The 16,097-nt window shown below is 63.1% G+C and carries 17 protein-coding genes; 9 read left to right on the top strand and 8 right to left on the bottom strand.

The window, feature by feature from the left end; all coding sequences use genetic code 11:
• Nucleotides 1-25: 25 nt before the first annotated feature.
• From E0L93_RS11735 to rpmH, 7 genes are all read right to left on the bottom strand, one after another.
• Nucleotides 26-913, bottom strand: a complete 888-nt coding sequence (locus E0L93_RS11735) for a ParB/RepB/Spo0J family partition protein (RefSeq protein ID WP_132692138.1) — start codon at nucleotides 911-913, stop codon at nucleotides 26-28.
• Nucleotides 906-1,673, bottom strand: a complete 768-nt coding sequence (locus tag E0L93_RS11730) for a ParA family protein (RefSeq protein ID WP_132692136.1) — start codon at nucleotides 1,671-1,673, stop codon at nucleotides 906-908. The genes E0L93_RS11735 and E0L93_RS11730 overlap by 8 nt, the downstream gene beginning before the upstream one ends.
• Before the next feature lie 30 nt (nucleotides 1,674-1,703).
• Nucleotides 1,704-2,450 (bottom strand): 16S rRNA (guanine(527)-N(7))-methyltransferase RsmG, encoded by a 747-nt coding sequence (rsmG, locus tag E0L93_RS11725; RefSeq protein WP_132692134.1) that lies wholly within the window; start codon nucleotides 2,448-2,450, stop codon nucleotides 1,704-1,706.
• Between the two features lie 115 nt (nucleotides 2,451-2,565).
• A complete protein-coding gene (gene jag / locus E0L93_RS11720) occupies nucleotides 2,566-3,288 on the bottom strand; it encodes an RNA-binding cell elongation regulator Jag/EloR (protein WP_132692132.1) in 723 nt (240 codons plus the stop codon).
• A 60-nt stretch (nucleotides 3,289-3,348) separates the two neighbouring features.
• Complete coding sequence (yidD, locus tag E0L93_RS11715) at nucleotides 3,349-3,546, bottom strand: membrane protein insertion efficiency factor YidD (protein ID WP_132692220.1); 198 nt, start codon at nucleotides 3,544-3,546, stop codon at nucleotides 3,349-3,351.
• 30 nt (nucleotides 3,547-3,576) lie between these two features.
• Nucleotides 3,577-3,930 carry a ribonuclease P protein component gene (rnpA, locus tag E0L93_RS11710; protein ID WP_132692130.1) on the bottom strand — a complete coding sequence of 118 codons (354 nt, stop codon included), beginning with the start codon at nucleotides 3,928-3,930 and terminating at the stop codon, nucleotides 3,577-3,579.
• A 7-nt stretch (nucleotides 3,931-3,937) separates the two neighbouring features.
• Nucleotides 3,938-4,072 carry a 50S ribosomal protein L34 gene (gene rpmH / locus E0L93_RS11705; protein ID WP_132692128.1) on the bottom strand — a complete coding sequence of 45 codons (135 nt, stop codon included), beginning with the start codon at nucleotides 4,070-4,072 and terminating at the stop codon, nucleotides 3,938-3,940.
• A gap of 242 nt (nucleotides 4,073-4,314) precedes the next feature.
• Between rpmH and E0L93_RS11700 the strand changes: the two genes are divergently transcribed.
• The 9 genes from E0L93_RS11700 (at nucleotide 4,315) to E0L93_RS11660 (ending at nucleotide 15,731) form a co-directional block, all read left to right on the top strand.
• The gene (locus E0L93_RS11700) at nucleotides 4,315-5,190 is read left to right on the top strand and encodes an ATP-binding protein (protein WP_165874326.1); all 876 of its coding nucleotides are present in this window, start codon (nucleotides 4,315-4,317) and stop codon (nucleotides 5,188-5,190) included.
• A gap of 3 nt (nucleotides 5,191-5,193) precedes the next feature.
• Nucleotides 5,194-6,558 (top strand): chromosomal replication initiator protein DnaA, encoded by a 1,365-nt coding sequence (gene dnaA / locus E0L93_RS11695; RefSeq protein WP_132692124.1) that lies wholly within the window; start codon nucleotides 5,194-5,196, stop codon nucleotides 6,556-6,558.
• A 527-nt stretch (nucleotides 6,559-7,085) separates the two neighbouring features.
• Nucleotides 7,086-8,219 (top strand): DNA polymerase III subunit beta, encoded by a 1,134-nt coding sequence (dnaN, locus tag E0L93_RS11690; RefSeq protein ID WP_165874325.1) that lies wholly within the window; start codon nucleotides 7,086-7,088, stop codon nucleotides 8,217-8,219.
• A 1-nt stretch (nucleotide 8,220) separates the two neighbouring features.
• Entirely contained in the window at nucleotides 8,221-8,415 is a 195-nt protein-coding gene (locus tag E0L93_RS11685) for an RNA-binding S4 domain-containing protein (protein ID WP_132692120.1), read from the top strand.
• The gene (recF, locus tag E0L93_RS11680; RefSeq protein WP_132692118.1) at nucleotides 8,412-9,527 is read left to right on the top strand and encodes a DNA replication/repair protein RecF; all 1,116 of its coding nucleotides are present in this window, start codon (nucleotides 8,412-8,414) and stop codon (nucleotides 9,525-9,527) included. The genes E0L93_RS11685 and recF overlap by 4 nt, the downstream gene beginning before the upstream one ends.
• Before the next feature lie 142 nt (nucleotides 9,528-9,669).
• Nucleotides 9,670-11,610, top strand: a complete 1,941-nt coding sequence (gyrB, locus tag E0L93_RS11675; RefSeq protein ID WP_132692116.1) for a DNA topoisomerase (ATP-hydrolyzing) subunit B — start codon at nucleotides 9,670-9,672, stop codon at nucleotides 11,608-11,610.
• Entirely contained in the window at nucleotides 11,603-14,131 is a 2,529-nt protein-coding gene (gyrA, locus tag E0L93_RS11670) for a DNA gyrase subunit A (protein WP_132692114.1), read from the top strand. The genes gyrB and gyrA overlap by 8 nt, the downstream gene beginning before the upstream one ends.
• Nucleotides 14,132-14,134: 3 nt before the next feature.
• Nucleotides 14,135-14,548 (top strand): hypothetical protein, encoded by a 414-nt coding sequence (locus tag E0L93_RS11665; RefSeq protein ID WP_132692112.1) that lies wholly within the window; start codon nucleotides 14,135-14,137, stop codon nucleotides 14,546-14,548.
• Between the two features lie 13 nt (nucleotides 14,549-14,561).
• Complete coding sequence (locus tag E0L93_RS11660) at nucleotides 14,562-15,731, top strand: NYN domain-containing protein (protein WP_132692110.1); 1,170 nt, start codon at nucleotides 14,562-14,564, stop codon at nucleotides 15,729-15,731.
• Here the strand turns inward: E0L93_RS11660 and E0L93_RS11655 are convergent.
• Complete coding sequence (locus tag E0L93_RS11655; RefSeq protein ID WP_132692108.1) at nucleotides 15,728-16,021, bottom strand: hypothetical protein; 294 nt, start codon at nucleotides 16,019-16,021, stop codon at nucleotides 15,728-15,730. The two genes, E0L93_RS11660 and E0L93_RS11655, sit on opposite strands and share 4 nt — an antisense overlap.
• Between the last annotated feature and the right edge of the window lie 76 nt (nucleotides 16,022-16,097).

Genomic DNA, 16,097 nt, shown 5'->3' with positions numbered 1-16,097 from the left:
ACCCGCCGGAACCCTCGCGAAAGCTTTAGATATTTTTGTTACCTTCGCTCTCCGTCCCTCCGGAGAGCCGGGCCACCAGGGCCTCCAGCTCTGCCCGGTCTTTGAAGCGGATCTCCAGTTTTCCGCCCCGGCGGAGCGTTTTTATCCTGACCGGCATCCGGATGGTCCGCTGTAATGCCCGGGCGGATCTGTCGAGCTCTTCGGCTTCGCGCGGGTCTTCCTGCACCGGAGAGCTTCGCCCCGCTTCTCTCCGGCCGGCCTGGTAGCTGCGCACTAGCTCCTCGGTCTTCCGGACGGAGAGCTTCTCCTCCCGCACCCGCTCTGCGAGGCGCAGTATCTGGGCTCCGTTTTTGAGCGCCAGCAGCGCCCGGGCGTGACCTTCCGAGATCTGACCCTCCAGCAGCATCGTCTTGACCTCGTCTGGCAGATGTACCAGACGCAGCGTGTTGGTGACCGCAGCCCGGCTCTTGCCCACCCGCGCGGCGAGCTGCTCCTTGCTGAGCCCGAACCCGTCCATGAGGGCTTGGTACGCGGTGGCGGTCTCCAGGGGGTTGAGATCCTCGCGCTGCAGGTTCTCGACGAGCGCGAGCTCCATGGATTCTCCCTCAGCCGCCTGACGTATGAGCACGGGCACCCGGTCCAAACCCGCCATCCGGGCGGCCCGGAGCCTCCGCTCGCCGGCGATGAGCTCGAAACCGTTGAGCACCGGACGTACCACGAGCGGCTGCAGGATCCCCACCTCCCGGATGGAGTCGGACAACTCCCGGATCGCCGCCTCGGAGAAGTTGCGGCGGGGCTGGTTGGCGTTGGGCCGGATGGCGGAGATGGGGATCTCATCGAACCGCAGACCGCCCACACTCTCACCCGTGGCTATGAGGGCGGAGAGCCCGCGCCCCAGCCCGCGCCTAGTCACCCCCTAGCACCTCCCCCGCTACCGCGGCGTACGCTTCCGCCCCACTGCTGGACGGCGCATAGAGCGAGACGGGCATCCCGTGGCTGGGCGCCTCACTGAGCCGGACACTGCGCGGGATCACGGTCTTGAAGACCCGCCCGCCGAAGAAGGAACGTACCTCCTCGGCTACCTGACGGGAGAGGTTGGTCCTCGCATCGAACATGGTGAGCAACACACCCCCTATCTCCAGCCCGGGGTTGAGCTCCTCCCGTACCATCCGGATGCTGCGCATGAGCTGCGTGAGCCCCTCCAGCGCATAGTACTCGCACTGGACCGGGATCAATACCTCGTCCGCAGCGGCCAGCGCATTGAGGGTGAGGAGATCCAGAGACGGCGGACAGTCCACGAGGATCCGCTCGTACCTGCCCTCCGGTAGCTTCTCGAGCGCCCGCCGTAACTTCAGCTCCCGCGCCAGACTGGAGACGAGCTCTACCTCAGCCCCCACGAGCTGGATGCTGGCCGGCGCAATGTGGAGGCGCTCCACCGCCGTGGACACTATTATCTCCTCCAGAGGCCTCCCGTCGAGCAGAACGTCGTACATGCATCCGGCGAGCTCTCCGTTGGAGCCAATGCCAAGCCCGCTGGTAGCGTTGGCCTGAGGGTCCATGTCTATCAGGAGTACGCGCTCGCCGCGCTGCGCCAGGTAAGCCCCGAGGTTTATGGCGGTCGTGCTCTTCCCCACCCCGCCTTTCTGATTCACTATTGCCGCTACCCTGGCCACCGGAAGCATGTTAACACGCCGGAGCCTGAGCTAGCTACCCCCCGTAACCCCGAGAGGCCGCTTCCGGGGCACCCCCGCCCGCCGCGGATACCGCGCCGGCGTAACGCCCATCTTGCGAATCACCACCAGCCGCCGCTCCATACCTTCGAAGACGCCGGGCACCTCGGGTACTTCACGCACCTCCTCTAGACCGGCCCCGAGCTCCGTGGCCGCCAGCGCCCCGGCCGTAAGCTCCTCCCCGGAGATTCTGCCTTTCATCGCAACGAGAACTCCACCTTCCCGTAAGAACGGAACGGAGTACTCCGCAACCACCGGAAGCTCCGCAACGGCCCTGACCAACACCGCATCGAATAAACCCCGGAGATCATCCCTCCTCGCAAGCTCCTCAGCCCGCCCGTTCTCCACCTCCACCCCCTCCAGCCCCAACTCCTCGACTACCCGCCGGAGAAAGACACACTTCCTGGACGTCGCCTCTATCAGAACCACCCCGGCACCGGACCGGACTATCTTTACCGGAACGCCCGGAAGACCCCCTCCGCTCCCCACATCCGCAATCAACCCAGCCCTACGTACCCCCTCAACCAACAGACAACTTAGCGAATCCACGAAATGCTTCCGCACCAGCGTCCGCAGATCCCGAACCCCCACAACGTTCGCCTCCCGGTAACCGAGCAAAAGATCGGCGTAACGCTCGAAGAGACCCAGCCGGCGGCGATCCAGATCAAAACCGAAACACCGCGCCGCCTCCCGAAGCTCCTCCCACACCTCGCGTTTCACGTGAAACGAACTCCGTTGTGCGACAGAAGTTTGCGTCTACAATAATCTGTCGTCAAGGCCGTTCGGTGTGGTGATTCGGCATTCCGTCCGGGCGGTGTTTCACGTGAAACGCTATTCACAGCGGCTTGACCACCACCCGGCGGTTCTCGTCCCGGCCTTCGCTTACGGTGGTGACTTTGGGATTATCTTTCAGATAGAGGTGCACGGCCCGGCGTTCGGCGGCGTTCATTGGGGGCAGTTTCAGGGGGCGGCGTTCTTTGATGGATCGGCGGGCAGTACGGTGTGCTATGCTCTGGACGGCTTCTATGCGGCGCTGGCGGTATCCTTCGCAGTCCACCACGATCTTCTTCTCATATTCATGTCTGCGGTAGACGGCCACATTCAGCAGGTACTGTACGGCATCGATCGTTTCGCCCTTATGTCCGATAAAGAGTCCGGATTCCTCGCATCTGACGTCTGCGGCGATGATCTCTCCCGCGTCGTACACTTCGACCTCGCAGGAAGTGAGTCCCATATTCTCGACGATTCTGGTGAGTTGTTCCCTCGTGGTCTTTAGGATTTCGGGGGAGGCTTCTCCGGAAGGGCGGGCTTCCTCTTCGGTGGTTTCGCCACCGCTTTCCGCGAAGACCTCCTCCACGATCGCCCGGCTATCCGGGGTTCTGGCGTCGTTCTCAACGAGGATTCGGGCGTCCCGGGTACCGAGGCCCAGAAAGCCGGCGCTTCCTGGGTCCAGGACTTCGTATGAGAGCTGCTCCCGGGGGATACCGAGTCTGGCGGAAGCCTTATCCAGTGCTTCATCGACGGTTCCGGCGTGGAATTCGATCTTCTCCGTGTTCATCCTCTCATCTCCTCTTCACTCTTCCCTCTGGTGCCGTGTGGTTCGTCGGGTGAGCGCCCTTCACCGCACGGGGTCGACACCTCCTTTGGAGAAAGGGTTACAGCGCAGGATGCGCCAGGCGCCCATCAGGCCTCCCCGCAGGGGTCCGTACCGTTCGATGGCCTGTATGGTATATTCGGAGCAGCTCGGGTAGTACCGGCAGGATGGGGGAAAGGCGGGGGAGACGAACCGCTGGTAGAACCTGACAACCGCGACCATACCTCTACCGACCAACGGAACCGCCACCTTTTAATCTCTCGAGCTCTGGTGCTCCCTAATTCTATCCAAAAAGCGTTCGAACTCCCGTTTGAGGCCGGCAAAATCCGCTTTAGCTGCGGCGGGCCGGGCCGAGATCACGAGATCCAGATCCTCCGGTATCTCCGGCAGCGAGGAGTAGAAGATCTCGCGCAGCCGCCGACGGACCGCGTTCCGGGTCACGGCGTTCCCCACCCGCTTGGAGACCGAGATGCCGAGTCGGGGCGTCCCGGCCCGGTTGGGGAAGGCGTGGATCGAGAAGAGTTCGCCCCGGTACGCCCTGCCCCGCCTGTAGACCCGGTCGAACTCGAGCGAGCTGCTCAGCCGGGTGACCCTGCGCCTCGCCAACCGGGGATTAGACGGCCAGCCGCTTGCGACCCTTGCGCCGGCGGGCCGCGAGGATCTTCCTCCCGGCCGTCGTGCGGCGGCGGCGTCGGAAACCGTGCGTCTTGTGCCGCTTGCGTCGGTTAGGCTGGTAGGTGCGCTTCATATCCGTGCTCCTGTCAGATCCGGAAAACTCGCTGAATACGCCAGCGGATGAGTATATCCGAACCGTCCACGGCCATCCAACCCGACGCCCGGTCCGCACCCCCTGGAAACGGGGAAACATTCCGGAGAAAACACCAGCAAACGGGCATTAATTCGGTGGTCGCCGGCATGACGGGTTCCGCAGAAAGTCCGGGCCGGCGGGGGACAGATCCACAACTTTATCCACAGGCTGTGGATAAAGTTGTGGATAACCTCAGGAATATCCTGCAAATCAGGTTTTCGATTTTCAACAGTCTGGCACGGTGGTTGTGGATAAGTATAATTTTCCCCGTGGGGGTAGCTCGCTCCAACAGGTTCGAACCGGCTCCGGGCGGCGCTGAGATCAGCGTTCGCATCGCCGTGTACTCCGGCGAGCGCGAGCTGGAGATTCTAGAGGTCTCTGCCTCCCGGCCGCAGTCTGCCACCAGCAAGCTCTGTGCGATCATCTTCGACCGCGTGCGGAAGCTGGGGGGGAGGCTACCCGAGGAGGCCGTACGGGAGGTTTTGGACAATCTCATACACGCCGGCTACCGGGGTGTGGTCATTTCGCTGCTAGATGAGGGCAGCACGTTAAGGGTTTCGGACAAGGGGCCGGGCATAGAGGAGAAGGACCGGGCATTCGAGTTCGGTTTCACTGGGGCTTCGCCGGAGATCAGTAGCGAGATACGAGGTGTGGGGGCCGGGCTGGGGATAGCTCGGGCGGCGGCTGAGAGGGTAGGGGGCCGGGTAGAGATAGAGGACAACATCGGCGGTGGCACGGTGGTCACGATCTCCTGCAGAGCGCCGGAGCGTTCGGAGGGGGTCGGTGAGGCATCTGCGCCGCGGAAGTATCCGGATGCGGTACCCAGGATAAACATCTCCGAGCGGCAGCAGAAAGTATTGCTGACGGTAATGGAGTACGGTGAGGTGGGTCCGTCCACGGTGGCGGACCGGCTGGAGATAAGCGTCAGCACTGCGTACCGCGATCTCTCGGTACTAGAGGGAAATGGGCTCGTGGAGAGCGACGAGTCGGGGAAGCGGGTGGTAACCCCGCTGGGGAGGGATCTCGTCCGCGCCATAGTCAAGAGCTGGGTCCAGTAGGGCATGCGCAATAACGTAGAGGATGTCTGGGGCAGGGTAATAGATATCGTTTCGGAGCACATAAACGCTCCCTCGCTCAGGCTATGGTTTGAGGGAACGCGGCCGGTGGATCTCTACGAGGGGACGCTGGAGATCGAGGTTCCCAACGACCTCGCCAGGGATTACATAGAGACCAAGTTCAAGGAGCTCATCGAGGAAGCTCTGACGGACGTGACGGGCTACGAGAATGCGAACCTGATCGTGAACGTGGAGAACCCGGACCGGCCGCGCGGGCGAGAAGGCAATGGCGGCCGGAGCGGGTTCAACGAGGGTGTCGAGTCCGTGCTGCAGGCCAGGAAGCCGCGGCCGTTCAAGGCCAAGTACACCTTCGACACCTTCGTCATCGGGGCGGGGAACCGCTTCGCACACGCGGCGGCGCTGGCCGTGGCCGAGACGCCGGGTGTGGTATACAACCCGCTCTTCATCTACGGCGGGGTGGGGCTCGGCAAGACGCACCTGCTGCACGCCATCGGGCAGTACATCGAGGATCAGGACGTGAACATGCAGGTAAAGTACGTCACGGCCGAGCAGTTCACCAACGACTTCATAAACTCCATCCGGGACGACAAGCCGCTCGGTTTCCAGCGCCGGTACCGGGAGAACGACGTCCTCCTCATAGACGACATCCAGTTTCTGGAGAAGAAGGAGGGTATCCAGGAGGAGTTCTTCCACACCTTCAACGCGCTGTATGAGGAGAACAAGCAGATCGTCATAGCCTCCGACCGGCACCCCAAGCACATCCAGACCCTGCAGGACCGGCTGGTAAGCCGCTTCGAGTGGGGGCTGGTGACCGACATTCAGCCCCCGGATCTGGAGACCCGCATCGCCATCCTGCGCAAGAAGGCAATGATGGATAAGCTGGAGGTGGACGACGAGGTGATGACCTTCATCGCCTCTAAGGTCTCCACGAACATCCGGGAGCTGGAGGGCACGCTGGTCCGGATCCTGGCCTACGCAGCTCTGTACGGCCGGGAGGTGACCGTGCATCTGGCCGAGGAGGTCCTGAAGGACATTCTGCCCGACTCGGACTACCGGGAGATCCCGGTCGAGCTCATCCAGCACGAGGTCTGCCGGTACTTCGGTATCTCCAAGTCCGACCTTTTGGGCTCCGGAAGATCCCGGTCGCTGGCATACCCGCGGCAGGTCGCCATGTACCTCTGCCGGGAACTGACGGACGAATCGCTCCCGAAGATCGGGAAGGCCTTCGGCGGCCGGGACCACACCACGGTCATCCATGCCACCGGTAAGATAGCCAAACTTATCAACAGCGACCGCGACGTTTTTAACCAGATCCACGAACTCACCTACCAGATCAAGAGCAAACGCTAGCCAAAAAACCTCCACAACCCCTCTCCCTGAGGGGGAGGAATATAGTTACAAAGTTGCGGCCGCTCCCCGGAAAATTATCCACACACTATCCACAGGCGACGCGTCGCCTGTGGATAACCACCGGTTTTTTATCCACAGTCGATGCGAGTTATCCACAAAATCTGTGGATAACTCCTCACAATTGTGGATAAAATTATCCACAACCCACCTATTACGTAAGTAATTTAGTGTTTTCATGCTTATCCCCTGTGGATAACTCTGTGGATAAGAGGGTCTTGATCTGTGGATAACTCTGTGGATAATTTTGTGGATAACTTCGGGCTGTGGATAAGTGGGCGATTTATCCACAGGTTATCCACAAGTTTACGCCGTTTATCCACAGGTTTATCCACAACCGGCACGATGGTTTTTCGGCTTAGGTAAAAGGGATTCAGGCGGTTATCCACATATCCACAGGGACTATTACTACTACTACGACAATAGATAAATGGTTTTAAATAGTAGTAATAGAGAAAGGAGTTGCGGAGTTGAGGGTAGTTTGTAACAAGGAAGATCTTGCCGGGAAGGTGGCACTCGCCGCCCGGATAGCTCCGGTCCGGTCTACTCACCAGGTCCACGAGGGCATCCTTGTGGAAGCGGGGGGAGGCGAGGTAAGTCTGGCGGCGACGGACATAGAGCTCTCGATCCGGACTGCTCTTGCTGCCGATGTGGAGGAGGAGGGGCGGGTGCTCATTCCGGCCCGGATCTTCAACGACATCGTGCGGTCGCTGCCGGAGGGACGGATAGAGCTGGAGCACGATTCATCGGCCGGGGTTATACGTCTGGCGACGCGGGGGAACGAGTACAAGATCCGGGCGTTTGCAGCCGAGGAGTTTTCGGAGCTGCCCGAGCTGAATCCCGAGAGGTCGTTCACGCTCGCCGGGAACGCTCTGATAGAGACCGTGGACAAGGTTTCGCGCTCCTATTCGCGGGATGAGACGCGTCCGGTATTGACGGGGGTGCTCATCAACTTCGAGGACTCGCGGGTGCGGATGGTGACCACGGACTCCTACCGGTTGAGCATCAAGGAGACACCGCTGGAGAACGAGTTCGAGGGCTCCATAGAGGCGATCGTTCCGGCCCGGGCGTTGCAGGAGGTGAAGCGGATCTACGGCGGTTCCGGGGAGGAGGGGATACAGGTCTCGCTCACCGAGAACCAGGCCGTGTTCGGGATCGGGGATGTGGTGCTCGGGACGAACCTGATCGCGGGCAGCTTCCCGGAGTACCGGCGGCTATTGCCGGAGGTGTTCGAGCGGGAGATCTCGGTACCCCGCCGGGAGCTGCTGGAGACTCTGCGGCGCGTGAGCCTCTTCGTGCAGCGGCAGAATCCGCCGGTGCCGGTCAGCCTCGCTTTCTCGAGGGGAGAGCTAGAGGTGATGGTCCGCAGTCAGGAGCTGGGCGAGGCGCGGGAGCGCCTGAGTGCCTCCAGCGACGACGAGTTCACCATCTCTTTCAATCCGGAGTATCTGCTGGACGGGGTGTCGCTTGTGGACTCGGAGAACGTGATCTTCAAGTTCAACGAGTCGCTCAAGCCCGGTATGATCGTGCCGGAGTCCGAGGACGGCGAGGAAGGAGACTTCCTGTACCTGATCATGCCCATGCGCGACCCGTACCGGAGCTGATTTGAAGGTGCCCGCCGGCACCAGGCTCGGCCAGGCTTTGAAGCTGGCCGACGTGGTCTCCACCGGGGGGGAGGCGAAGGTCGTGATCCAGTCCGGAGAGGTGAAGGTAAACGGCGAGGTCGAGACGCGCCGGGGCCGGCGGCTGAGGTCCGGGGACGTGGTGGAGGTCTTCGGCCGGCGGCTGGAGGTGGGATGAGCTCCTACATCCGGGCCATCCGACTGGTGAACTTCAGGAACTACCGGGACGCGGCGGTGAGTCTCGCCCCCGGGCTCAACGTGGTCGTCGGGGACAACGCCCAGGGCAAGACGAACCTGCTGGAATCGCTGGCGTTCACCGCCACCGGCTCCTCGCCCCGCACGCCGAACGACTCCGAGGTAGTGCGCTGGGGGGCAGAGTTCGCGCGCACCGAGATGCGGGTCGTCGCCGGCGGGCGCGAGAGGGCCGTGGCGGTCGGCTACGCGCCGGGTCAGAAGAAGCGCCTGAGCGTGGATGGGGTGCGCCGGGATTCGCTCGCCCGCTACGCCGCGGGCGAGGCCGGCGTCCGGGTCGTGAACTTCTTCCCGGACGATATCCGGGTGGTGAAGGGGGCTCCGGCCGACCGCCGGGAATTTCTGGACGGCATCCTCTCTTCGCTGCGGCCGGCGTATGCCCGGGCCGCGGCCGACTACGCCCGGGCCGTCCAGCACAGGAACCAGCTCCTGCGGCGCATCCGGGACGGGATCTCCTCCCGCCGCACGCTCTCCACCTGGGACCGGCGGGTGGTGGAGCTGGGGTTGCAGCTCCTGCGCGGCCGGGAGGCGGCCATCGGACCCCTGGGCGAGATGTTCAGCGACGCTCTGAGGGCCCTGTATGGCTCTCAGAAGGCCGGGATGCGCTACTCCCATAGTGTGACCCCGGAAGCGTACGCGGAGGCGCTCAGAGAGGCTCACGAGTCGGACATAGAGCGGGGGAGGACCTCGGTCGGGCCGCACCGGGACGATTTTACGCTGTTGCTCGGGGGGGTGGACCTGACCACCTACGGATCTCAGGGGCAGCAGCGGCTGGCCACGCTGGCGCTCAAGTTCGCAGCCAGGGAGTACGTGCGGGAGGTGACGGGGGAGGACCCGGTGCTGCTCATGGACGACGTTATGAGCGAGCTGGACGAGCGCCGGCGGGAGTACGTGGCGGGGTACTTCATGGAGAGCTCGCAGGCGGTGGTGACCACCACCAACCGGGAGTACTTCAGCCCGCAGGTTCTAAAGCGGGCCCGGGTGGTCCGCGTTGCGGGGGGGAGCGTCATTCAGGAGCCGGATCAGAAGGCCGGGTAGGGACCCGAAAAGCCCCTTTTTCTGGGAAGAAGTAGCTTTTTGTGTTAAAATCTACGGGTGCCACCATTGAGCAAAATATCTGGCGATTCCCGGCTGAGAATAGGCAACTTCAGAGGTTATATCACGAGGGAGGTCTTTCGCTTTGGCTGCTAGGACCGGATCCGGTGCTGCCGAGAGCACGTACGATGCCAGTTCCATACAAGTCCTCGAGGGGCTCGAGGCGGTCAAGCGTCGCCCGGGAATGTACATCGGGTCCACGGGTCCGCGGGGTCTACATCATCTCGTAAGGGAGATCGTAGACAACTCCATAGACGAAGCGCTAGCCGGTTACTGCACGGAGATAGGCGTCACCATTCACGGGGACGGTTCCATCTCCGTTGCGGATGACGGGCGCGGCATGCCGGTCGGCAGGATGCAGAAGTACGGCAAGTCCGCCGCGGAGGTCATCATGACCACCCTGCACGCCGGCGGGAAGTTCGACGGCCAGGGGTACAAGGTTTCGGGCGGTCTGCACGGCGTGGGTGCTTCGGTTGTCAACGCGCTCTCGGAGTGGCTGGAGCTGGAGATAAAGCGCGAGGGGTACGTATGGACCCAGCGCTACGAGCGCGGATTCCCGCAGGGTGAGCTGAAGCGGGGCGCGAAGCTCAAGAAGAGGGAGGGCACGGGCACTACCATCCGGTTCAAGCCGGACTCGGAGGTCTTCACCGAGACGCAGGAGTTCTCCTTCGACACGCTCTCGCGGTGGTTCAGGGAGTCGGCGTTTTTGAACCGGGGGCTCAAGATCCGGCTCACCGACGAGCGTGGTGAGGAGCCCCGGACGGTCGAGTACCGGTACAGGGGCGGCATCCGGGACTTCGTCGCCCACATCAACGAGGCCAAGGACCCGATCCACAAGACCGTCTTTTACTTCGAGCGCGAGGAGGAGGCCGGTCACGTGGAGGTCGCCCTGCAGTGGAACAGCGGCTACCAGGACAACGTCTTCACCTTCGCCAACAACATCAACACGCATGAGGGAGGGACGCACCTCTCGGGGTTCCGGTCTGCCCTGACGCGCACGATCAACGACTACGCGCGGCAGAAGGGGCTTCTCAAGGAGAAGGAGGAGAACCTGACCGGCGACGACATCCGGGAGGGGCTGGCGGCCGTCATCTCGGTGAAGCTCAAGGAGCCGCAGTTCGAGGGGCAGACCAAGACCAAGCTCGGGAACACCGAGATCAAGGGTCTCGTCGAGAGTGCGACGAACCGCTTCCTGGCCGAGTTTCTGGAGGAGAACCCGGGGCAGGCCAAGGCAATCGTCAACAAGGCGCTCAACGCCGCGCGGGCGAGGATGGCGGCGCGCAAAGCGCGCAACGCCATCCGCAAGGGGTATCTGGAGAGCTCCACGCTGCCCGGCAAGCTCGCCGACTGCACTTCCCGGGACCCGGCGCGCAGCGAGCTGTTCATCGTGGAGGGAGATTCGGCGGGCGGGAGCGCCAAGCAGGGCCGGGACCGGAACTTCCAGGCCATTTTGCCGCTGCGGGGCAAGATACTCAACGTCGAGAAGGCGAACCTGAACAAGGTTCTCTCCAACGCCGAGATACAGGCCATGATCAGCGCCATCGGGGCCGGGGTGGGGGAGAGCTTCAACATCGAGGAGGCCCGGTACAACAAGATCGTGATCATGACCGACGCCGACGTGGACGGCAGCCACATCCGGACGCTGGTCCTGACGTTCCTGTTCCGGAACATGCCGGAGCTGATCGAGGCCGGCTACGTCTACATAGCGCTGCCGCCGCTGTACAAGATCACCTACCAGCGCCGGGACTACTATGCCTACACCGACGCCGAGCTGCGGGAGATCCTAAGCAGGCTCGGGGCCGATGGTGCGGCCACCATATCCCGCTTCAAGGGGCTTGGGGAGATGAACGCCCAGCAGCTCTGGGAGACCACCATGGACCCGGAGAAGCGGACGCTGCTGCAGGTCGGGATAGAGTCGGCGGCGGTCGCCGACGAGCTGTTCACGGCCCTGATGGGGGACAAGGTGGAGCCCCGCCGGGAGTTCATCGAGGCCAACGCCAAAGAGGTGAAGAACATAGATGCTTGATACGTTCTCGGGAAACATTCAGCCCCACTCCATAGAAGAGGAGATAAAGGACTCCTTCCTCTCCTACGCGATGAGCGTGATCGTCTCGCGGGCGCTGCCGGACGTACGGGACGGTCTCAAACCCGTTCACCGGCGGGTACTGTACGCCATGCACGACCTCGGGCTGCAGCCCAACCGGCCGTACCGCAAGAGCGCGACGGTCGTCGGCGAGGTCATCGGTAACTACCATCCGCACGGGGATGCGGCCGTCTACGACACGCTGGTGCGGCTCGCGCAGGAGTTCGCGATGCGTCACCCGCTCGTGGACGGGCAGGGGAACTTCGGTTCCATAGACGGCGACCCGGCGGCGGCCATGCGCTACACCGAGGCACGCATGACCCGCATCGCGACCGAGATGCTGCGGGACATCAACTCGGATACGGTGAATTTCGTCCCGAACTTCGACGAGAGCAAGCGGGAGCCCGAGGTGCTGCCGGCGCGCTTCCCGAACCTGCTGGTGAACGGGGCGGACGGGATCGCGGTCGGGATGGCGACCAAGATCCCGCCCCACAACCTGGGCGAGGTTATCGACGCCACGGTGGCCCTGATCGAGGATCCCGATCTCGGGGACGAGGAGCTGGAGCGGTACATCAAGGGTCCGGACTTCCCGACCGGCGGCATAATCGTTGGGCGGCGGGGGATAAGGAACGCCATCCGGACGGGGCGCGGCTCCATCCGGGTCCAGGCCAGGGCGCACACCGAGCAGATCAAGGGCAACAAGACCCAGATCGTGATCACCGAGATCCCCTACCAGGTCAACAAGAGCCACCTGCTGCAGAAGATCGCCGAGCTGGTCAAGGAGCGGAAGATCAGGGACATCTCGGATCTCCGGGACGAGTCCGACCGGACCGGGATGCGCATCGTTATCGAGCTCAAGCGTGAGGCTGTCCCGAAGGTCGTTCTAAACAACCTGTACAAGCATACCCAGCTGCAGCAGAGCTTCGGTGTGAATATGGTCGCGCTGGTGGACGGCGTACCGCGGACGCTCTCGTACAAGCAGGCTCTCCGGCATTACATCGACCATCAGTTCGAGGTCATAACGCGCCGGACGCGCTACGAGCTGGAGCGGACGCGGGCGCGGGCGCACATTCTTGAGGGCCTCATGATCGCGCTGGCCAATCTGGACGAGGTGGTGGAGACCATCCGCCGCTCGCGCAGCGTCGAGACGGCGCGCACGAACCTGATGAGGAAGTTCAGGCTCTCCGAGCGTCAGGCGCAGGCGATCCTGGACCTCAGGCTGCAGCGGCTGACCGCCATGGAGCGGCAGAAGGTCGAGCGCGAGCACAGAGACCTTCTGGAGAAGATCGAGTACCTGGAGGGCGTGCTCGCCGACGAACGGAAGGTGTACGAGATCATCCGGGAGGAGCTGCTGGAGATCAAGGCCGCCTACGCCGACGAGCGCCGGACCCAGATAGCCTCCGAGGAGGGTGCGGACTTCGAGGTGGAGGATCTGATCGCCGAGGAGGAGGTGGTCATCTCCATCACCGGCGGCGGCTACCTCAAGAGCGTACCCGTCAGCTCCTTCCGGAAGCAGGGCCGCGGCGGGGTCGGGGTGAACGGCATGGAGCTCAAGGAGGGCGATTACATAGAGCACCTCTTTATCACCACGACCCACCACTACATGCTCTTCTTCACCAACAAGGGCAAGGTCTACCGCCTCAAGGTGCACCAGCTCCCGCGCATGGGCCGCACGGCCCGGGGCCGCCACGTAGCGAACCTGCTCCCGCTCGCGCAGGATGAGCGCATCGCGGCCGTGATCGCGACCAGAGCGTTCGACGAGGCCGAGTACCTGCTCTTCGCCACCAGGAACGGAGTGGTGAAGAAGACGCTCTTCTCCGAGTACAACACGCCGCTGAAGAACGAGGGCATCATCGCCATCAACCTCGCCGGCGACGACGAGCTCATAGACGTGCGGCACGCCTCCGAGGGGGACGAGGTGATACTGGTGACCCGGGGCGGCAAGGGCCTCCGGTTCCGCCAGAGCGACGTGCGGGCCATGGGGCGCGCCACCGCCGGCGTCAAGGGCATCACGCTCAGGGAGGGCGACTCGGTGCTCTCGATGGACGTGGTCTCGGACGACGCGGCGGATCTCTTCATGATCACCGAGAAGGGCTACGGCAAGCGCACCCCGCTCTCCCAGTTCCGGGCGCAGGGCCGGGGAGGTCAGGGGGTCATCGCCATGAAGACCGGCGAGGAGCGCGGCCGGATCGCCGGGGTGCGGGTGGTGAAGCCGGGGATGCACGATCTGGTCATCGTCTCCAACCAGGGGACCACGATACGCATCGACTCCGGCTCGGTCTCGCAGCAGGGCCGCGGCGCGCAGGGCGTGCGCGTGATGAACCTGCGCGTCGGCGACTCTGTCAGCGCGCTGGCCAAGGTGGTATCCTCAGGCAACATAGTCGAAAACCGGGCCAACCAGGGGGACGAGCTGGCCATCGAGGGAATCGCCAACGGCGACGGCAAGCGTAATCAGAAGGGGTAGGCCGTGGATCACAACTCTTGCGAAGGCGTAGTTGACTGCACGGCTCTCGTGATAGCCGAGGGCTACGCGGAGGTAGAGGGCAAGATCACGCTCTTCGGCATCCTGGAGGAGCTGAAGGTCGAGCCCCGGAGTCCCGCCTCCTTCGTGGTCTACGCCAAGTTCGAGGGCTGCGAGCACGCGGGCGACCGGCCCTGGCCGGCCTCCGTGCTGGTCTCCGACGAGGACGGCCAGGTCCTGCAGGAGTCCGAGGAGTATGCCCTCTGGTTCGACGAGAGCGAGTCGCAGACCATAATAGCCGAGTTTGACGTTCCCGAAGACTTCGCCGCCGAGGAGCGGGTGCTCTGGGTCGAGGCCGTGCTGGAGGACAGCACCGTCTCCCAGACGGCGGTCTGGATCCGGGAGCGCTACAACGTATAGAGACGAAGAAGAGATGGCTAAAGAGAACCTTTCCGAAGACCTGGCGATCTTTATAGACTGGGAGAACATCTACATCTCCACGGTGAATGAGTACGGGGCGAAGCCGAACGTCTCGGCGATTCTGGAGAAGAGCCGGGAGTTCGGCCGCATCGTGGCGGCTACCGCCTACGCCGACTGGACCGACGGAGATTTCCGCGAGGCGCCACCGACCCTGTACTCCAACGGCATAGCCCCGCGCTATATCTCCGCCCGGTACTTCCCGGGCGGCCGGGCCTCTAAGCGCCGTACCAACTCCATAGATGTGATGCTGGCGGTGGAGTGCTCGGACTTCCTGCACAACCACCCGCAGGTGAACACCTACGTGCTGGTGACCGGCGACGGGGACTTCATACCCCTTGTGAACCTGCTGAGGAGCCGGGGCAAGCAGGTGGTCGTTATCGGGGTCTCCGAGGCGACCTCCTACCACCTCATCGAGTCCGCCGACCGGTTCATCTCCTACGCCTCGCTGCTGGAGGAGGAGCGCGCGGCTCGGGACGAGAAGCCCAGGAAAGCGGTGGACCCGTACGAGGAACTGGTGCGCGCCGTCAGAACCCTCAAGAAGGGCGACAAGACCCGGGTGCTGGGGCAGGTCAAGCAGCAGATGATCGTGCAGCTCGGCTCGTTCGACGAACGCGACCACGGCTTCAAGAAGTTCAAGGACTTCGTGGTCGAAGCCGAAAAGCGGGGGCTGGTCAATACCGTAGACGAAGACCTGGAACTGCACGTCTACCTGCCGGACGAGAAGATCCCGCCGGCCGAAGAGCCCGGACCCGCCGCGGAACCGAAGAAGACTCCCGCAAAGAGGAACGGGAAGGAGAGGTCCGCCGAGGCCCCCGCCTCACCGAACGGAGAGCTCGAGCTGAGCGACCTCACGCCCTACGAGTTCGGCATCGTGTGCAAGAGCGTGGCCGACCTGGAGACCCCGGCCTCCTTCGTGAACATCTTCAGCAGTATCCGCGAGCGTACCGAACGCGGCGAGCTGGAGCTCTCGCGGGAGGAGATCCGCAGCGTCCTAGACGCCATGCTCCGGCAGGGCTACCTCAAACCGGCCCGCAAGAAGCCCTACAAGGGAGCCAAAGCAGATATCACGCTCTACCGCCTGGACCGGCGGCAGAAGGCCGTGAAAGAGGCCCTGAACCCCTAATCGGCCAGCCGGTAAACCGTCAGGTAGGCGAAGAGCATCGCCGCCGCTATCTGAACGGAGGAGACCAGCGCCAGCGCCGCAAGCTGTGTGCCGGGCTGGAAGAGCAGCTTCACGAAGATGATGAACCCGAACCCCACAGCCAGTATCAGACCCGCCTTCATCCGGTAGTTAGGACTGCGCTCCCGCCAGATGATGAAGGCCAGCAACGCCGGTATGTAGTACGCCAGAATTAAAGGTATCAGCCGCAGTATCTCCGTTAGAATGTCTATCAGCGTCTCCATGTCACGCAAGATGTATACCAGATAATGCCTGTCTGACAAAATCTACGCCCGGCCCTGTAAATCACCCCCGCGACCGGATATACTG

Source organism: Rubrobacter taiwanensis (assembly GCF_004337705.1).
GTDB classification, from domain to species: Bacteria; Actinomycetota; Rubrobacteria; order Rubrobacterales; family Rubrobacteraceae; genus Rubrobacter_C; species Rubrobacter_C taiwanensis.
Note: the sequence above shows the minus strand (reverse complement) of the source record. Positions and strands in the feature narration are given on the sequence as shown.